Below are 15,763 nucleotides of genomic sequence, written 5' to 3'. Positions count from 1 at the left end.
GGTACTCCTTAGCGGCTGAGGCCGGTCATCCGTGCGAATCGCCGTGTTGCCCACAGGCCGCGGGGCAAGGCATGGCGATTGCCGGCCATTTCCTCGATCAGGAGCTCGACGCGGGCCTCGGGCGGCAGGGTCTGCAGCACGGCCTCCAGCGCCTGGCCCTGCGCGTCGTCGCCCACGGGCTCGGCCTTGGCCGCAGGCGCCTGGCGCTGGCCGGTAGCCGGCGTCCAGTTACCGGCAATCCAGTCATGCAGCAGCTGTTTCTCATAGGGACTGAACACACCGAACATGGCCGCAGCCGGCCCGTCAATCAGGTGCCAGAAGCGGCTGTGCGCCGGGTCCTGATGGCGCTTGATCCAGCCTTTGCGCTGCAACACCGCGAGAAAACCCGACAACAGATCGGGCTCAGCCAGCCATTGGTTGACGGTGCGCCCTTCAAAACGGCAGTAGTCCGAGTGCAAGTGCTGGCCAAAGCTGCGCTTGCGCTCAAGGGCCGCGAGCAGTTCGGTTTCAAGGTCGAAACTGTCGATGATCGCCAGCGCCCCGGGCCCCAGGTCGTTGAGCCGGTAACCGCGCGATACGCGCTGGTAGAACGGTGTGCTGCCGTGCTCGGGCCACACCTGCTGCAGCGCGTGCAGGGCTTTGCAGGCATGGCCGCTGCTGGCGTTGTCGATGGTCACATGCAGGCGAAAATACTGTGGGTCGATTCCCAGTTCATCGAGCTCGAAGGCGGTGATCAGCAAGTGCAGCGGCGGTTGCTCGTAGCCCAGGTTGTAGCCGATCACCTCGGGCAACAGCGCGTCGGTATTCAAGCCCAGGGCCAGTTGCACGCAGCCTTGCAGGTAGCGGTCGGGACTCAGGGGCAGTGGCTCGTGACAGCCCAGCTCGCTGAGCAGGCGCTGGAAGATCAGTACGTGGTTGCACGCCGGGTCGCCGTCACCGAGCTCTTCGAGGTAGGTGCGGATCAGGCCGTGAAAGCGCGGGTCGGGCCAGTGGCGCAAGGTTCCGGCCAACCAGGCACCGTCCACCGCCTTGGTCGGCGCCACCTGCTGAAGAAAATACAGGGCATGGGCACGGTTGCTGAAGTAGCGCCGGCACGCGCCGGCCTTGCGCCCGGCCAGGTAGGCGGCATAAGCACGGGCCACTTCGCCGGCACGGTAGCTGGACCACGGGCCCAACTGGGCAGGATCGCCGGGCAGGTCATCAGGCAGCGCGTCGGCCAGCAGCAGTTGCTCTTGCAGCCACTCCAGCCCCTCGCCGGGGCGCCCGTGGAGCAAGGTGTGGTAACGCGCTTCCATGGGCGAACGGGCAGTGAAGGTGATCGAAGGGTGCTCGGGCGAGGCAGTCAACGCGGTCATGGCGAACTCCTGCCGTCAGTTGTCCTGTTCGGGATTGGGTGCTGGCTTTGGCTCGGGACCGGGCTGTGGGTCCGGGGCCGGTATGTCGGATTTCTGCATTTGCAGCGAAGGCTTGCTCTGGTCCGCATCGGCCGCCGCGTGGTCGGGGCGGTCAAAGCAGCCGTGGAGGAGGAACAGGCTGCACAGCAGCCCAGGCAGGTAACGTGATTTCATGACGGCCGTCTCGGGTTGCCGGGCGAAGGTGCCCTGTTAAGCAGATGAGGACGGCGGTGAGCTGAAGTTCAGCGCAATTGCCCCGGCGCAGGATGGAAGGTCACAAGCAGGCGCCCGCGCAGACCTGTAGACTTGCACCCCGCGCCAAGTCACCGGCCTTTTACTGTTTGGAGTGTGTCCCGATGCCTGTCACCCACCACGTTGTCGCCCCGCCCGAGGAAGCGACCAAAAGCCAGGTCTTGCAGTTGGTGGTCGATAACCTGACCGACATCAGCGCCATCGGCATCACGGCGAGCAACCCGCTGTACAACCTGTACCAGTACGGTATCGGCTTTGAGGTTCACCTGTACCTGGAGGCAATGAAGAACGCCGGCGAACTGAAGGTCGAGCTGATCGTCGCCACCGACCTGGACGACCCACAGACGGTCACCGGCTTTGCCCTCTACCTGCCGGTGCAAGGTGACCCCGAAGCCTGCACCCTGGCTTATCTCGCCGTGGACCAGGACTACCGCCGCCAGGGCATCGCCCGAGCCATGCTGCAACAGATGACCGCACGCTATCCCCACGCCGAACTGGCGTGCGCGGTGGGCAAGGTGGCGTGTTTCGAGGCACTGGGCTTTCAGGTGATCGGCGTGCGCGGGCCCCAGGTGCTGATGAACACCCGCGATCACGCCAGCGACGGCCAGGTGGCGATGCTGGATGTGGCGCCGATCTATCGCACCCTGGAGGTGCGGCAGATTCATACCTACCTGCTGCAGCAACACGGCAAGCGGGCCATGGTCGATGCCGAGAAACAGCGGGATCGCCACCTGGACCAGTTGCAGCGCAAAACCGAGGCGTTCGTGCTGGAGCATCTTGCCCCGGCGGCCATGCAACCGGGCACCCGGGTACACCTGGTCTAGGCCTGCCCTGCCAGCTCCACCAGCACCTGCAGCACATGGCGGGTGCTTTGCTCCACCTGGCCTTCACGGCTGGCAATCCCCAGGTGACGCCACAACCCCGGCCGCAGCGGGCGCATGCACAGGCGCGGGTCGGGCTCGGGCGAGCTGGCTTCGTGGGGCAGCAAGGTAGCACCGTAACCGGCCGCCACCAGGCTCTTGATTGCATCGTTGTAATTGAGCTGGATACGCGCCTGGGGTTGCAGGCCGGCGGTGGCGAACCATTCGCCGGTCACCCGGGACAGCTGGGTGGTGCTGTCGTTGAGAATCAGCGCGCGGCTGGCCAGCCAGGCCGGGGTGATCCGCGCAGGCGGCTGCCAACTCGTGGGGATGAACGCCATGATCGGATCGCGGCGCCACGGCCGGATCTGCACGCCTTTGGCCGCCGCTTGCGGCAAGGCCACCAGGCCCAGGTCGAGGGTGCCATCCTGCAGGCGGGCCAGGGATTCACGCGAGGTCAGTACCTGCACCTGCACGTCGATACCCGGATGCCGCACGCCGACGATGTCCAGCGCTTGCGGCAGCAAATGGGCAATGGCCCCGGTCGATGCCCCCAGGCGCACCCGACCGCTCAGGCCCTGGACCTGGCGCTGCACCTCATCGAGCGCCTGCTCGGCGTCGGCCAGCAAGCGCCGGGCACGTTCGAGCAAGGTTTCGCCGATGGCCGTTGGATGGATCTGCCCGCGCTTGCGCGACAGCAGCGGCGCACCGATGCGTGCCTCAAGGTCGGCAATGTGCAGGCTTACCGTGGGCGGGGCCAGGTTGAGGACCCGGGCTGCCTGGGCAAACGAGCCCAGGTCGGCGATCACTACCAGGGTCCGCAGGCGATCGAGGCTGATTTCACGCATGGCGGTTGTTCATTCAGAATTGATGAATGTCAGCATCATGATATTCAAATTTTCTTTCGTCCAGATCGGCGCGAGGATAAGCACTCCCCTGACCTGATTCATTGAGAGCCCCATGCACCAGCCTGTTGTTTTTATCGATGGCGACCAAGGCACCACCGGCCTGCAGATTCATGCCCGCTTGAAGGATCGCAGCGACTTGCGCCTGCTCACCCTGCCGGCGGCCGAGCGCAAGGACCCGCAGCGCCGCGCCGAGGCGATCAACAGTGCCGACGTGGCCATCCTCTGCCTGCCCGACGACGCGGCGCGCGAAGCGGTCGCGGCCATCGTCAACCCGAACGTGCGGGTGATCGACGCAAGCTCCGCCCACCGCACCACGGCGGGCTGGGTGTACGGCCTGCCGGAGCTGAACGAAGAACAGGCCGAGCGCATTGCCCAGGCCAAGCGCGTCAGCAACCCGGGCTGCTACCCCACCGGCGCCATTGCCTTGCTGAACCCCCTGGTGCGTGCGGGGCTGGTGCCTGCCGACTACCCACTGACCATCAACGCGGTGTCGGGTTACTCCGGTGGTGGGCGCGCAGCGGTGGACCGCCATGAAGCCGCCGGGGCGCAAGCGGCGCACAGCCTGCTGGTGTATGGGCTCAACCTTGATCACAAGCATGTGCCGGAGATTCAGCAGCATGCCGGTTTGACCCAGCGGCCGGTATTCGTGCCCAGCTATGGCAGCTACCGCCAGGGCATCGTCCTGACCATCGCCCTGCAAGAGCGCGTGCTGCCTGGCGGCGTGACAGCCGAACAGCTGCAGGCGTGCATTGAGCAGCACTACCACGGTGCCCGTCACGTGCAGGTGGCGGCGCTGGAGCAAGGTGGCAGTACCACCCAGCTTGATCCGCAAGCGCTCAACGACAGCAACGACCTGCGCCTGGCACTGTTCGCCAACCAGGGGCAGGTGCTGTTGACCGCCGTGTTCGACAACCTTGGCAAAGGGGCTTCGGGGGCGGCGGTGCAGAATCTGGAGTTGATGCTGGCGGCGATGGGTTGAACGGGGGGCGATCGCGGCAAGTGCCTGGCAGGTGAAATACGACCGCTGCGCGGCCGATCGCAGGCTGTCGCCAGCGGCTACAGAGCCTTGTTGTAGCCGCTGCCGAGGAACGAGGCTGCGATCGACTGCATAGCAGTCGCCATCCTGTCACGCCGGGCAGCAGCTTGAGCTCGGTGCTGCCGCCAATCGGACCGGTAGGCGCGGGCTTGCCCCGCGATCAATCGTTCAGACAACACCCTTTGTGCTGGCTGCACCGGCCTCTCGCGGGGCAAGCCCGCTCCTACCCTTTTTGAGCCGATCGCAGGCAGTCGCCATCCTGTCATCCCTGCAACCGCACCACCGCCAACGGCACCCACCCCGCCTGATCACCCTTGCTGCACCACACCCAGCCGTTCAATTGCCGCCCACCCTCCAACCGCTCGCCCGGGTCGACATCCAGCTCCCGGGCGCAATAATCTTCAAGCGCCCTGCCGCGCTCTCCCTGCAACCGCTCTATCACTTGCCCGGGCACCCAGCCGCCCGCGTGACCCGGTGTCGTGCAGAAGTACCAGTTGTCCCACCCCTCCGCTCCCTCGTAGCGCTCGCCAATGGTCAACGCAGCACCTTTGGCAAAGCTGATGGGCTCGGGATATTCGCTGCGATGCGGTTCGACCACGATGTATTTCATCGGTTTGCACCTCCATTTGCGCTGGTTTGCGTCCGTGAATTTACGTAGCATCCTACCCTTTTTTCGCCGGCTGCCCCTTGCCGGTCCGCTCTTCAGGTACCCCATGAAAACACGCCCCATACACGCCGATGTCCTGGCAGGTCTCACCACCTCGTTCGCCCTGGTGCCCGAGTGCATCGCCTTTGCCCTGGTGGCGCATCTCAATCCGTTGATGGGGCTGTATGGCGCGTTCATCATCTGCACCCTCACCGCCTTGCTCGGCGGGCGGCCGGGGATGATTTCCGGGGCGGCGGGGTCGATGGCGGTGGTCATCGTCGCGCTGGTGGTGCAGCACGGGGTGCAGTACCTGCTGGCCACGGTGTTGCTCGGCGGCCTGATCATGGTCGCCTTCGGCGTGCTGCGCCTGGGCAAGCTGGTGCGCATGGTGCCGTATTCGGTGATGCTGGGGTTCGTCAATGGCCTGGCGATCATCATTGCCCTGGCCCAGCTCGAGCACTTCAAGCACGACGGCGCCTGGCTCAGTGGCTCGCCGTTGTACATGATGGCCGGCCTGGTGGCACTGACCATGGCGGTGGTCTATCTGCTGCCGCGCCTGACCCGCAGTGTGCCGCCCGCGCTGGTGGCGATCCTGGCGGTCGGCGCCGGGGTCTACCTGCTCGACCTGCCCACCCGCACCCTGGGGGACCTGGCCCATATCGCCGGTGGCCTGCCGCAGCTGAGCTGGCCAGACATCCCGTGGAACCTCGACACCCTACGCATCATCGCCCCCTACGCACTGCTCATGGCCCTGGTGGGGCTGCTGGAAACCCTGCTGACCCTCAACCTCACCGATGAAATCACCGAGACCCGCGGCTACCCCAACCGCGAGTGCGTGGCCCTGGGCGTGGCCAACATGACCTCCGGCATGTTCGGTGGCATGGGCGGTTGCGCGATGATCGGCCAGACGGCCATCAACCTCAGCTCCGGCGGACGTGGCCGGCTCTCGGGCGTGGTTGCGGGTGTGATGATTCTGTTGTTCGTGCTGTTCCTCTCGCCGCTGATCGAGCGCATTCCCCTGGCGGCACTGGTGGGGGTGATGTTCGTGGTGTCGCAACAGACCTTCTCCTGGGCCTCGCTGCGGGTGCTGCACAAGGTGCCGACCCACGACATGCTGGCGATCATCGCGGTGACGGTGGTGACGGTGTTCACGGACCTGGCCACGGCGGTGCTGATCGGCATTGTCATCGCCGCGATCAACTTTGCCTGGCAACAAGCCCGCGAGCTGTACGCCGACAGCCACCTGGAGAGCGACGGCAGCAAGCTGTACCGGGTCCACGGCACGCTGTTCTTTGCCTCGACCACGCCGTTTCTCAACCAGTTCGACCCGGCCAACGACCCGGCCCAGGTCACCCTGGACTGCCAGCACCTGAATTTTGTCGACTATTCAGCCATTGCAGCGCTCAAGACATTGCGCGAGCGCTACAGCAACAACGGCAAGCACCTGCGCGTGGTGCACCTGTCTGACCGCTGCAAGCAGCTGCTCAAGCGCACCGACCTGCACTACAGCTAAGGCCGTTACGGCGCGCCGAACATCGCGGTCCAGTAGATCCCGGCATCGCTTTTGGGATCGACCGCATAGGCGGCGCCCAGCTCGCTGTACTGCGGGTTCATGAGGTTGGCGCAGTGGCCGGGGCTGGCCAGCCAACCATCGACCACCTTGCGCGGGGTGTCCTGGCCGGCAGCGATGTTTTCGCCGGTCTGCTGCCCGGCGTAGCCGGCCAGCTCGGCCCGGTCGCCCGGGGTGCGGCCATCACGGTCGATATGGTCGAGGAAGTTCTGGTTGGCCATGGCCCGGGTATGGGATTCGGCGGCACCGGCCAGGGTCGCGTTCCAGGCCAGCGGCGCGGTGGCGGCAAACGCCTGGGTGCCGCACTGGCGCTGTTGGCCGCGGGCGGCGTTGATCATCTGCAGGAGCACCTGGCCTTCGGCCTGCCAGTCACCCAAGCGCCCGGCCAGCAACGGCCGCGCCAGGACAATGCGCCAGTCGCGGTCTTGCTGGCTGACGCCGATATCGACGAACTGCGGATCGAGCACCACCTGGCAGAAGCTTTCCTGCACGGCCTTCATCGCCGCCTGGGCATCCCGGGGGCCGTTGAGGGTAATGGCCTGGACGTTGACCATCGGGTACGTGGCCTGGGCCAGCGCCTCGCGCAAATCCACCGTGCCGGTGGCCGGCAGCACCAGGCGCGGGTCGCTGGCCAGCGGCGGCAACTCCAGCGAGGCCTGGCCGCCGCAGCGCTGGGCCTGGCTGCGGTAACTGTTGATCGAGTCGATCAATTGCGACGGCTCGCTGGCCTGGGCCGCCGTGGCGATCGCCAGGGCCAGGGTCAGGCTGGATAGACGCAGAACGGATGACAGGACGCGCATGCAAATCTCCCTTGAACGGACGGCGCCCATGATGCGCGATGTCGCCCGTCGTCGAACAGCTGGAATGTTTTGAGCGCCGTGCGGTCGACCTTGTAACGGGAAGTCATCTCCGTCCCCGCCACCCAAGGGCCCGACCATGCGCCTGCTAACGATTGTAACCTGCCTTTTCCTGACCCTCGCAGGGCCCTCGGCGCTCGCCGCCGAACCCAAGGCCCAGGTGGCCGAAGAAAAAGCCGAAGTGCTGGAGCACAAGGCGGCCGACCAGCCCGATGCAGCGCCGGCGCCCAAGGGCAAGGCCATTACCCAGACCGAAGTCCAGGCCGTGGACCCGGCAGGCCAGGCGGCACTGGACGACGCGATCACCTGCATGGCGCGCAGCATCTATTGGGAATCCAAGGGCGGTCAGGCACGGGACATGGAAGCGGTGGCCAGTGTGGTGATGAACCGCCTGGGCCATGAGGGGTTCCCGGACACCGTTTGTGGGGTGGTCAAGCAGGGTAAGGAAACCGGCAACTGCCAGTTTTCCTGGTGGTGTGACGGGCGCTCCGACGCGGTCCAGGAGGAGGCGCGCTACGCCATTGCCAAGGAAATTGCGCGCAAGGCGCTGAACCGGCAGTTGGACGATCGCACCCACGGGGCGCTGTATTTTCATGACCGCAACGTCAAGCCGGATTGGGCGCGGGCGTATGTGAAGACGACCGAGACGGGGGAGTTTCTGTTTTACAAGCCGCGAAACGGGACGGCGCGGTAGCGTTCAGTTTCATCGCGGGGCAAGCCCGCTCCTACCGTAGGAGCGGGCTTGCCCCGCGATCAATCGGAAATATCAACGACTGCAATATCCCCGGCCTTGCCTGCACGCCGGTCGCTCATCCAGTTCGCCAGTTGCTCGGTAAACGCCGCCGGCGCCTTGCGGCCTACGCGCCGCGCGATGTCGAGGATGGTCTGCTGGGCAAGCGCCTCTTCCATCCGTTTCTGCGCCGTGAGCATCACCGCATGAATGGAGCAGGTCCCCTCCTGCGCCCAGCTCGGTGGCGAACCCTCGAACAACGCACAACGATCACGCACATCCCGGCACTCGAAAATCATCTTGCGCCCGTCGATGGCGGTGACGATGTCCAGCACGGTGATTTCGTCGGCAGGCCGGGCGAGCCTGAAGCCGCCACGCACCCCTTCGGTGGCAGCCACCAGCCCGGCCTTGGCCAGTTTGGTGAAGACCTTGGCCAGGTACTCCTGGGGTACGCCTTGCAGTTCGGCCAGGTCACGCACGCTGGCTTCCCGGCTGTCGCCGCGTTCATCGACCAAAAAGGCCAGGCAGTGGATGCCGTACTCCACCCCGGCGCTGTACAGTGACATGACAATCTCCGACTAACTTTGTCGCATATGCTAACAGCGTTTAGCGCCTTCACGGGCTCCAGCTGTCTGCCGGAACGGCCGTTCATCGGCTTCCCACCCCGCCCACAAGCGCTACATTCTGCGCCAGATACCAGAAACAGAGCGGTCCGCAGGCAAGGTTACCCGGATCACTCGGTGGATCGACAGGAAAAATTCCTTGCACAATCAAACTACGATCAATACAGTCGTAGTTGTTCGGCGCTGATGGAACCCTTCCTTCAAGGCCGCAAACAACAATCTCTTTTATGTGGAGCAGCAAATGAACCAGCACATTCTGATTGTCGGCGCAGGTTTTGGTGGTGTCTGGAGCGCCTTGAGCGCGGCCCGCCTGCTGGATCAACATGGCCGCAGCGATGTCGCCATCAGCGTCCTGGCGCCGCAAGCGGAACTGCGCATTCGCCCACGCTTCTACGAGCCGGGTGTGCACCAGATGAAAGCCCCGCTGACCGACCTGTTCAACGCGGTGGGGGTCAACTTCATCCAGGGCGCCGCCGATGAAATCGACGTGGCCGGCAAGCGCGTCAGCTACACCGACGCCAACGGCCAGCGCAGCACCCTCAGTTACGACCGCCTGGTGATGGCGGCGGGCAGCGGTGTGTTCCGCCCTGACCTTGATGGCATCCACGAGCATGCCTTCGACGTCGACCAGATCGAGTCGGCGGCGCGCCTTGAGCAGCACCTCAAGTCCCTGGCCAGCCTGCCCGACTCGCCGGCACGCAACACGGTGGTGGTCGCCGGTGGCGGGTTCACCGGGATTGAAACCGCCACCGAGATGCCTGGCCGCCTGCGCGCCATCCTCGGCGCCGACGCCGCTGTGCGGGTGATCATCGTCGACCGTGGCGCGAAGATCGGCGCGGCACTGGGTGAAGGCATCAGCCCGGCGATCATCGAAGCCTGTGAGGCCCTGGGCGTAGAGTGGCGGGTCAATGCCTCGGTGGCGTCGGTGGATGCCAACGGCGTCACCCTCGCCGACGGCCAGCGCATCGACGCCAACACCGTGATCTGGACGGTGGGTGTGCGCGCCAGCGCCCTGACCGCACAGGTGCCGGCCGAACGCGACCCCCAGGGCCGCCTGCATGTGGACCGCAACCTCAAGGTCAAGGGCCAGGAGCATGTCTATGCCACCGGTGACGTGGCGTACGCCGCCACCGACGACCTGGGCAATTTCGCCGTGATGTCGTGCCAGCACGCCATTGTCCTGGGCCGCCACAGCGGCAATAACGTGGCCGCCGACCTGATCGGTGTCGACCCGACCCCGTACCGCCAACCCAAGTACGTCACCTGCCTGGACCTGGGCGCCTGGGGCGCGGTGTACACCGAAGGCTGGGACCGCCAGGTCAAGTTGCTGCAGAAAGAGGCCAAGGAACTCAAGACCCAGATCAACACCACCTGGATCTACCCGCCCGCCGCCGACCGCAGCGCCGCCCTGGCTGCCGCCGACCCGCTGATCCCGATTGCCTGATGTACATCCCGAGGGGCCGCTGATGCGGCCCTTCGTCTTTGTGAGAATCGAGTAATTGCGCTGTCAGACCAGAGACAGGTAGCATTGAGAACGATTCACACTAACGTCTGGACAACCAACCGGTGCATACCCCGTCGACCCGCAAGCTGGGCTTTTTCTTCAGCGACCATCACCGGTGGCTCCTGCAGCACATCCATAAACGCCTGCGCAATCGCGCCGACGCCGAAGACACCGCCGCCGAAACCTTTTGCCAGATGCTCGCTGCCCGGGTCGACCCGGAGAGCATCCAGCAGCCGCGTGCCTACCTCTCGACCATCGCCCGGCGCCTGATCTTCGACCGCCACCGTCGCCGGCAACTGGAGCTGGCCTACCTTGAGCGCTTGTCGGCACTGCCGGAGCCGCTGTCACCTTCCCCGGAAGAGCAACTGCTGCTGATCGAAGCGCTGGTGACCATCGACCAGGTGCTCGACGGCTTGCCGACCATCGTCAAGGCCACCTTCCTCTACAGCCAGCTCGACGGCCTGAGCTATGTGGACATCGCGCGCAAGCTCGAACTCTCCGAGCGCACGGTGAGCCGCTACATGAAGCAGGCCTTGCAGCAGTGCTACCTGAGCGAGCTGGCACCATGAACCAGCCGCGTCTGGACCCGGCGGCCGAAGGCGCCATCGACTGGATGGTGCGTTTGAGCGCCGGCAACACCGATGCCACGCTGCAAGCACAGTTCGATCAATGGCTGGCCAGCGACCCCAGCCACGCCCAGGCCTGGAAGCGCCTGCAAGACCGCCTGGGCGGCGCCTGCCAGACCGTGCGCAGCCTCGACCGCCGCGCCCCGGGCCAGGCCGGAGAAGCACGCCGGGTGTTACTGCAACCCACCACGACCCGCCGTGACCTGCTGCGCAGCGTTGCCGCCATCGGCGTGCTGGGCGGCGGATTGTGGCTGGGCGCACGCAGCCAGATGGGCGAAGCGCTGCTGGCCGACCTGCGCACCGGGCGCGGCGAGCGACGCAGCTTCAACCTGGCCGATGGCAGCCGCCTGAGCCTCAATGCCGGCAGCGCCGTCGACCTGCAATTCGATGTCCAGCAGCGGCTGCTGATCCTGCGCCAGGGCGAACTGGTGATCCAGGTGGCCAGCGACCCTCGGCGGCCATTGCGCGTACGCACCGCCCAGGGTGACGTGCGGGCCCTGGGCACGCGCTTTCTGGTCAGCCAGGAAGACGGCGCGACCCGGCTGGTGGTGCTTGAACACAGCGTACGCGCCAGCCTGTTCGATGGCACCGGGCAAGACGTGCAGGAAGGCCAGGCCGCCCTGCTGCTGCCCCAGCGAATTGAAGCATTGGGCAACGACGAGGTGCATCGTGCCGACTGGCTCAACGGGCGCCTGAATGTGCTCGATGACTCGCTCGACGCGGTGGTCGAGGCGCTGCGCCCCTACTACCGGGGCTTTGTCCGGGTCGAACCCGAGGTGCGCGGGCTACGGGTGCAAGGCGTGTTCCCGCTGGACGAGCCACAACGCGCCTTCGCCGCCCTGGCCGAAACCTTGCCGGTGCGAATCGAGCACTACAGTCCGTGGCTGACGTTGATTCGAGCGAAAGACCCGTCTTGAAGAAATATTTATGAAAATCACTCGTATTTGTGTCCGGTTTTCATTTCTCGTCGCACCTATCTCCTGACAACGCCAATCCAATCGGGAGAAATCCGTGCTCAACCCTTGGTCCCATGCCCTGCCTGTCGCCATGGCCCTGGCCACGCTGGCCAGCGCTGCCCACGCCCAGGAACAGACCCTGAGCTTCAACCTGCCCGTCGCTTCGCTGGCCAGCACCCTCAACGCCATCGCCAGCCAGAGCGGGCGCATCGTGTCGCTCGACCCGGCGCTGGTGCAGGGCAAGCGGGCGCCTGCCGTCAGCGGCCGCATGAGTGCCACCCAGGCCATGCAGACGGCCCTGGCCGGCAGCGGCCTGCAGTTGCTGGTGACCGACCAGGGCAACTTCAGCGTGTTTCCGGCCATCGATGCCGGCGATGCCCTGGAGCTGGGTGCCACCAGCATCAACGACAGCGGCATGGACGCCACCACCGAGGGCTCGGGCTCCTACGCGGCACGGGCGACCACCATCGGCAAGGGCAGCCACAGCCTCAAGGAAATCCCCCAGTCGGTCTCGGTCATGACCCGCAAGCAGATGGACGACCAGGACATCGTCGACCTCAAGGACGCCGTCAACAAGACCACCGGCCTAGTCGGCTTGCAAGGCGTGGGCCCGGGTTTGATCATCTACTCGCGCGGCTTCCAGATCGATGACTGGCAGTACGACGGCGTGCCGATTCCGCGCAACACCTACTCGCTGGGTAACTGGGCCACGCAAGACCTGATCTTCTTCGACCGCATGGAAGTGCTGCGCGGCGCCTCGGGCCTGCTGCAAGGAACCGGCAGCCCGGGCGGCGCGATCAACCTGGTACGCAAGCGCGGCCAGCACGCGCCGACCGTGACCCTCACCGGCAAGGCCGGCAGCTGGGACCACTACGGCCTGCAACTGGATGCCGGCGGCCCGCTGAACGACGCGGGCACCGTGCGCGGGCGTTTTGTGGCCGATGAGGACCAGAGCGATTCGTTCATCGACTACGAATGGAGCAAGACCCACTCGCTCTACGGCGCCCTGGACTTCGACCTGCGTGAAGACACCACCCTGGGCCTGGCGGTCAGCCGCTCCGACGCAGAATCGCGGCCGATGCTGCGCGGCCTGCCCCGCTACACCGACGGCAGCCCCCTGGATGTATCGCGCTCGACCTTCACCGGGTCGCGCTGGAACCATTCGGAAATCGACGTCACCACCCTGTACGCCGACCTGGAGCATCGCTTCAACGACGACTGGAAGTTTCGCGTTGCCGCCGTCCGCATGAGCGAGACCAACACCTCGGCCCACCAGCGCGTGCAATCCACCGGCGATGGCCTGGAGCTCGACGGCACCGGCCTCACCTATGCCGACTGGGTAACTGACTTTGACTCCACCAAGGTCGGTGTGGACATGAACGTGGTCGGTCGCTTTGAAGGTTTCGGCCTTGAGCAGGAAGTCACCTTGGGCGGCAACTACTCCAAGCTGACCACCGATGACCTGATGGCGCGCACCTTCAATGCAAGCGACGACAGCATCTTCGATATCGATCACCACCGCCCAGACATCGACTACGACAGCCTGCTGGCCAAACCCGGTGGTCGTGGCACCGGCAGTGCCTATGACGTTCGCCAGAAAGGCCTGTATGGCAGCTGGCGGGTCAAGCTGGCCGAGCCGTTGACCCTGGTGCTGGGCTCGCGCGTGAGCTGGTTCGACCAGACCTACGATTCCACCAACTACGCTCCCTTCACCCATGCCGCCTCGGTCAACCCACAGAGCAAGATGACCGAAAGCGGCGAGGTCACTCCTTACGTCGGCATCGTCTATGACCTGAGCCGCGAGTGGGCCGTGTATGCCAGCTACACCGACGTCTTCGTGCCGCAGTCCGAACGCAACATCAGCGGCTCGGTGCTCAAGCCGATCATCGGCAGCAACTACGAGATGGGCATCAAGGGCGAACTGTTCGATGGGCGGGTCAATACCTCGCTGGCGGTGTTCCGCCTTGACCAGGAAAACCGTGCGACCCAGGACCTGGCGTCAGGCTTTGCCTGCGACGACTGGTACTGCTCCACCGCGTCCGGCAAGGTGCGCAGCCAGGGCATCGAGGCCGAGATCAGCGGCGAAGTCCTCACCGGCCTGCAACTGTTCGCCGGCTACACCTACAACACCACCAAGTACCTGGATGACCCGGAGAGCGAAGGCAAGGTCTTCAGCACTTGGACGCCCAAGCACATGCTGCGGGTGTGGAGCGATTACCAGCTGCCGGGTGACTGGAGCAAGGTCAGTGCTGGCCTGGGCTTCAGCGCGCAGTCCCACACTCTGGGCTACGAGCACACCTACGATGTAGCCGGTTATGCCGTGTGGGATGCGCGTGTGGCGTATCAGCTGACACCTGAAGTGAGCCTGGCGCTCAATGGCAAAAACCTCTTCGACAAGCGCTACTACGTGGCGGCCTACAACCAGCTCAGTGGCAACAACAACTTCGGCGAGCCGCGCAATTTCATGTTTTCTGTGAAGTACACGCCGCAGTTTTAAGGTTCTTCACGGATTGTCGGGGGGGGGGTTGGCTTGGGTGCCGGTGCCGGTGCCGGTGCCGGTGCCGGTGCCGGTGCCGGTGAGCTTATCCATTTTGTGGGGTGACGCCACTGGCCCCTTCCGCCCTTACGGCGGCTTACTTTTTTTCAGTCGAAAAAAAAGTAAGCAAAAAATTCTTGCCCCACCAGGGGCCCTGCGCTTCGCTCCGGGTCCCCTCACTGCGGTGTCACTACGGGGTATCGCGGCCTACGACTTGCTTCGCCAAGTCTACGTCTCGCGACTTCGGCTATCGCCGAAGGTGCTTCGCACTCACCCCTCCATGACACCTACGCTCGGCCCTTCTGGTTAACGGGGCGGGTGGATCAAGATCAAGAGCACAATTCGCTACGCTCTTGCTTTTGGGCCGCGGTGAACCAACCAATACGGCTCTGGCTCTGTCTCTGGCTTTGGCTTTGGCTTTGGCTTTGGCTTTTGATCTTGATCTTGATCTTGATCTTGATCTTGACCTGCCTGCCCCGTTAACCAGAAGGGCCGAGCGGAGGTGTCGTGGAGGGGCTAGCGCGTAGCGCCTTCGGCCTTGGCCGAAGTTGCGAAGCGTAGACTTGGCGAAGCAAGTCGTAGCTCGCAATGCCCCGTAGCGACACCGCAGTGAGGGGACCCGAAGCGAAGCGTAGGGCCCCTGGTGGGGCAAGCCCTTTGCTTACTTTGGGGCGTTTGCCAAAGTAAGGCGCCGTAAGGGCGCAAAGGTGAATCAGCGTCACCTTGGCCAATGGATAAGACCACCAACACCAACACCTCATCGCGGGGTCGGTGATGGTCCTACCCGATGTGCACGACTCGATGGCCATCGCGGGGCAAGCCCGCTCCTACAGCCAGCGCATGCCAGCAAGAGCGCAGCGAATTGTGCTCTTGATCTTGATCTACCCGCCCCGTTAACCAGAAGGGCCGAACGGAGGTGTCGTGGAGGGGCTAGCGCGAAGCGCCTTCGGCCTTGGCCGAAGTTGCGAAGCGTAGACTTGGCGAAGCAAGTCGTAGCTCGCAATGCCCCGTAGCGACACCGCAGTGAGGGGACCCGAAGCGAAGCGTAGGGCCCCTGGTGGGGCAAGCCCTTTGCTTACTTTGGGGCGTTTGCCAAAGTAAGGCGCCGTAAGGGCGCAAAGGTGAATCAGCATCACCACAGCCAATGGATAAGACCACCGACACCAACACCTCATCGCGGGGTCGGTGATGGTCCTACCCGATGTGCACGACTCGAGGGCCATCGCGGGGCAAGCCCGCTCCTACAGCCAGCGCATGCCAGCAAC

General features: G+C 64.8%; 14 protein-coding genes. 8 read left to right on the top strand and 6 right to left on the bottom strand.

Translation table 11 applies throughout. From position 1 onward, the window contains the following. Positions 1–8: 8 nt before the first annotated feature. Together U9R80_RS10340 and U9R80_RS10335 are read right to left on the bottom strand one after the other, a co-directional pair. On the bottom strand, positions 9–1,355 hold the full coding sequence (locus tag U9R80_RS10340) for an iron-containing redox enzyme family protein (RefSeq protein WP_442964947.1): 1,347 nt from the start codon (positions 1,353–1,355) through the stop codon (positions 9–11). A 15-nt stretch (positions 1,356–1,370) separates the two neighbouring features. Then, positions 1,371–1,568, bottom strand: a complete 198-nt coding sequence (locus U9R80_RS10335) for a hypothetical protein (RefSeq protein ID WP_301840684.1) — start codon at positions 1,566–1,568, stop codon at positions 1,371–1,373. Positions 1,569–1,750: 182 nt separating this feature from the next. On the opposite strand from U9R80_RS10335, the gene U9R80_RS10330 reads away from it, so the two are divergent. Further along, the gene (locus U9R80_RS10330; protein ID WP_301840683.1) at positions 1,751–2,470 is read left to right on the top strand and encodes a GNAT family N-acetyltransferase; all 720 of its coding nucleotides are present in this window, start codon (positions 1,751–1,753) and stop codon (positions 2,468–2,470) included. Here U9R80_RS10330 and U9R80_RS10325 read toward each other — a convergent pair. Further along, positions 2,467–3,354, bottom strand: a complete 888-nt coding sequence (locus U9R80_RS10325; protein ID WP_301840680.1) for a LysR family transcriptional regulator — start codon at positions 3,352–3,354, stop codon at positions 2,467–2,469. The two genes, U9R80_RS10330 and U9R80_RS10325, sit on opposite strands and share 4 nt — an antisense overlap. A gap of 112 nt (positions 3,355–3,466) precedes the next feature. On the opposite strand from U9R80_RS10325, the gene argC reads away from it, so the two are divergent. Then, complete coding sequence (argC, locus tag U9R80_RS10320; RefSeq protein ID WP_301840678.1) at positions 3,467–4,393, top strand: N-acetyl-gamma-glutamyl-phosphate reductase; 927 nt, start codon at positions 3,467–3,469, stop codon at positions 4,391–4,393. A 319-nt stretch (positions 4,394–4,712) separates the two neighbouring features. On the opposite strand, the gene U9R80_RS10315 is transcribed toward argC, so the two are convergent. Then, positions 4,713–5,060, bottom strand: a complete 348-nt coding sequence (locus U9R80_RS10315) for an SH3 domain-containing protein (protein ID WP_301840676.1) — start codon at positions 5,058–5,060, stop codon at positions 4,713–4,715. A 103-nt stretch (positions 5,061–5,163) separates the two neighbouring features. On the opposite strand from U9R80_RS10315, the gene U9R80_RS10310 reads away from it, so the two are divergent. Further along, entirely contained in the window at positions 5,164–6,609 is a 1,446-nt protein-coding gene (locus U9R80_RS10310) for a SulP family inorganic anion transporter (RefSeq protein ID WP_301840674.1), read from the top strand. Positions 6,610–6,614: 5 nt separating this feature from the next. Here U9R80_RS10310 and U9R80_RS10305 read toward each other — a convergent pair whose 3' ends face one another. Then, the gene (locus tag U9R80_RS10305; RefSeq protein WP_301840673.1) at positions 6,615–7,466 is read right to left on the bottom strand and encodes a CAP domain-containing protein; all 852 of its coding nucleotides are present in this window, start codon (positions 7,464–7,466) and stop codon (positions 6,615–6,617) included. Between the two features lie 136 nt (positions 7,467–7,602). Between U9R80_RS10305 and U9R80_RS10300 the strand changes: the two genes are divergently transcribed. Beyond that, positions 7,603–8,217 carry a cell wall hydrolase gene (locus U9R80_RS10300; protein WP_301840671.1) on the top strand — a complete coding sequence of 205 codons (615 nt, stop codon included), beginning with the start codon at positions 7,603–7,605 and terminating at the stop codon, positions 8,215–8,217. Positions 8,218–8,276: 59 nt separating this feature from the next. On the opposite strand, the gene U9R80_RS10295 is transcribed toward U9R80_RS10300, so the two are convergent. Next, positions 8,277–8,819, bottom strand: a complete 543-nt coding sequence (locus U9R80_RS10295) for an RrF2 family transcriptional regulator (RefSeq protein ID WP_301840668.1) — start codon at positions 8,817–8,819, stop codon at positions 8,277–8,279. Positions 8,820–9,117: 298 nt separating this feature from the next. Between U9R80_RS10295 and U9R80_RS10290 the strand changes: the two genes are divergently transcribed. From U9R80_RS10290 to U9R80_RS10275, 4 genes are all read left to right on the top strand, one after another. Beyond that, positions 9,118–10,320: an NAD(P)/FAD-dependent oxidoreductase gene (locus U9R80_RS10290; protein ID WP_301840666.1), complete on the top strand. Its 1,203-nt coding sequence runs from the start codon at positions 9,118–9,120 to the stop codon at positions 10,318–10,320. Between the two features lie 122 nt (positions 10,321–10,442). Next, positions 10,443–10,949, top strand: a complete 507-nt coding sequence (locus U9R80_RS10285; protein WP_301840663.1) for a sigma-70 family RNA polymerase sigma factor — start codon at positions 10,443–10,445, stop codon at positions 10,947–10,949. Next, a complete protein-coding gene (locus U9R80_RS10280; protein WP_301840661.1) occupies positions 10,946–11,923 on the top strand; it encodes a FecR domain-containing protein in 978 nt (325 codons plus the stop codon). The genes U9R80_RS10285 and U9R80_RS10280 overlap by 4 nt, the downstream gene beginning before the upstream one ends. A 94-nt stretch (positions 11,924–12,017) precedes the next feature. Next, a complete protein-coding gene (locus U9R80_RS10275) occupies positions 12,018–14,459 on the top strand; it encodes a TonB-dependent siderophore receptor (protein WP_301840659.1) in 2,442 nt (813 codons plus the stop codon). Positions 14,460–15,763 lie beyond the last annotated feature (1,304 nt).

The organism is Pseudomonas sp. JQ170C, assembly GCF_035581345.1.
Taxonomy (GTDB): domain Bacteria; phylum Pseudomonadota; class Gammaproteobacteria; order Pseudomonadales; family Pseudomonadaceae; genus Aquipseudomonas.
The sequence above is the reverse complement of the archived record's forward strand: the minus strand, read 5'-3'. Positions and strand labels throughout refer to the sequence as shown.

What these genes read in the sequence shown, in the direction of transcription:
- U9R80_RS10340 (WP_442964947.1), bottom strand. Translation starts at nt 1,355, where the DNA reads ATGACCGCGTTGACTGCCTCGCCCGAGCACCCTTCGATCACCTTCACT.
- U9R80_RS10335 (WP_301840684.1), bottom strand. Translation starts at nt 1,568, where the DNA reads ATGAAATCACGTTACCTGCCTGGGCTGCTGTGCAGCCTGTTCCTCCTC.
- U9R80_RS10330 (WP_301840683.1), top strand. Translation starts at nt 1,751, where the DNA reads ATGCCTGTCACCCACCACGTTGTCGCCCCGCCCGAGGAAGCGACCAAA.
- U9R80_RS10325 (WP_301840680.1), bottom strand. Translation starts at nt 3,354, where the DNA reads ATGCGTGAAATCAGCCTCGATCGCCTGCGGACCCTGGTAGTGATCGCC.
- argC (WP_301840678.1), top strand. Translation starts at nt 3,467, where the DNA reads ATGCACCAGCCTGTTGTTTTTATCGATGGCGACCAAGGCACCACCGGC.
- U9R80_RS10315 (WP_301840676.1), bottom strand. Translation starts at nt 5,060, where the DNA reads ATGAAATACATCGTGGTCGAACCGCATCGCAGCGAATATCCCGAGCCC.
- U9R80_RS10310 (WP_301840674.1), top strand. Translation starts at nt 5,164, where the DNA reads ATGAAAACACGCCCCATACACGCCGATGTCCTGGCAGGTCTCACCACC.
- U9R80_RS10305 (WP_301840673.1), bottom strand. Translation starts at nt 7,466, where the DNA reads ATGCGCGTCCTGTCATCCGTTCTGCGTCTATCCAGCCTGACCCTGGCC.
- U9R80_RS10300 (WP_301840671.1), top strand. Translation starts at nt 7,603, where the DNA reads ATGCGCCTGCTAACGATTGTAACCTGCCTTTTCCTGACCCTCGCAGGG.
- U9R80_RS10295 (WP_301840668.1), bottom strand. Translation starts at nt 8,819, where the DNA reads ATGTCACTGTACAGCGCCGGGGTGGAGTACGGCATCCACTGCCTGGCC.
- U9R80_RS10290 (WP_301840666.1), top strand. Translation starts at nt 9,118, where the DNA reads ATGAACCAGCACATTCTGATTGTCGGCGCAGGTTTTGGTGGTGTCTGG.
- U9R80_RS10280 (WP_301840661.1), top strand. Translation starts at nt 10,946, where the DNA reads ATGAACCAGCCGCGTCTGGACCCGGCGGCCGAAGGCGCCATCGACTGG.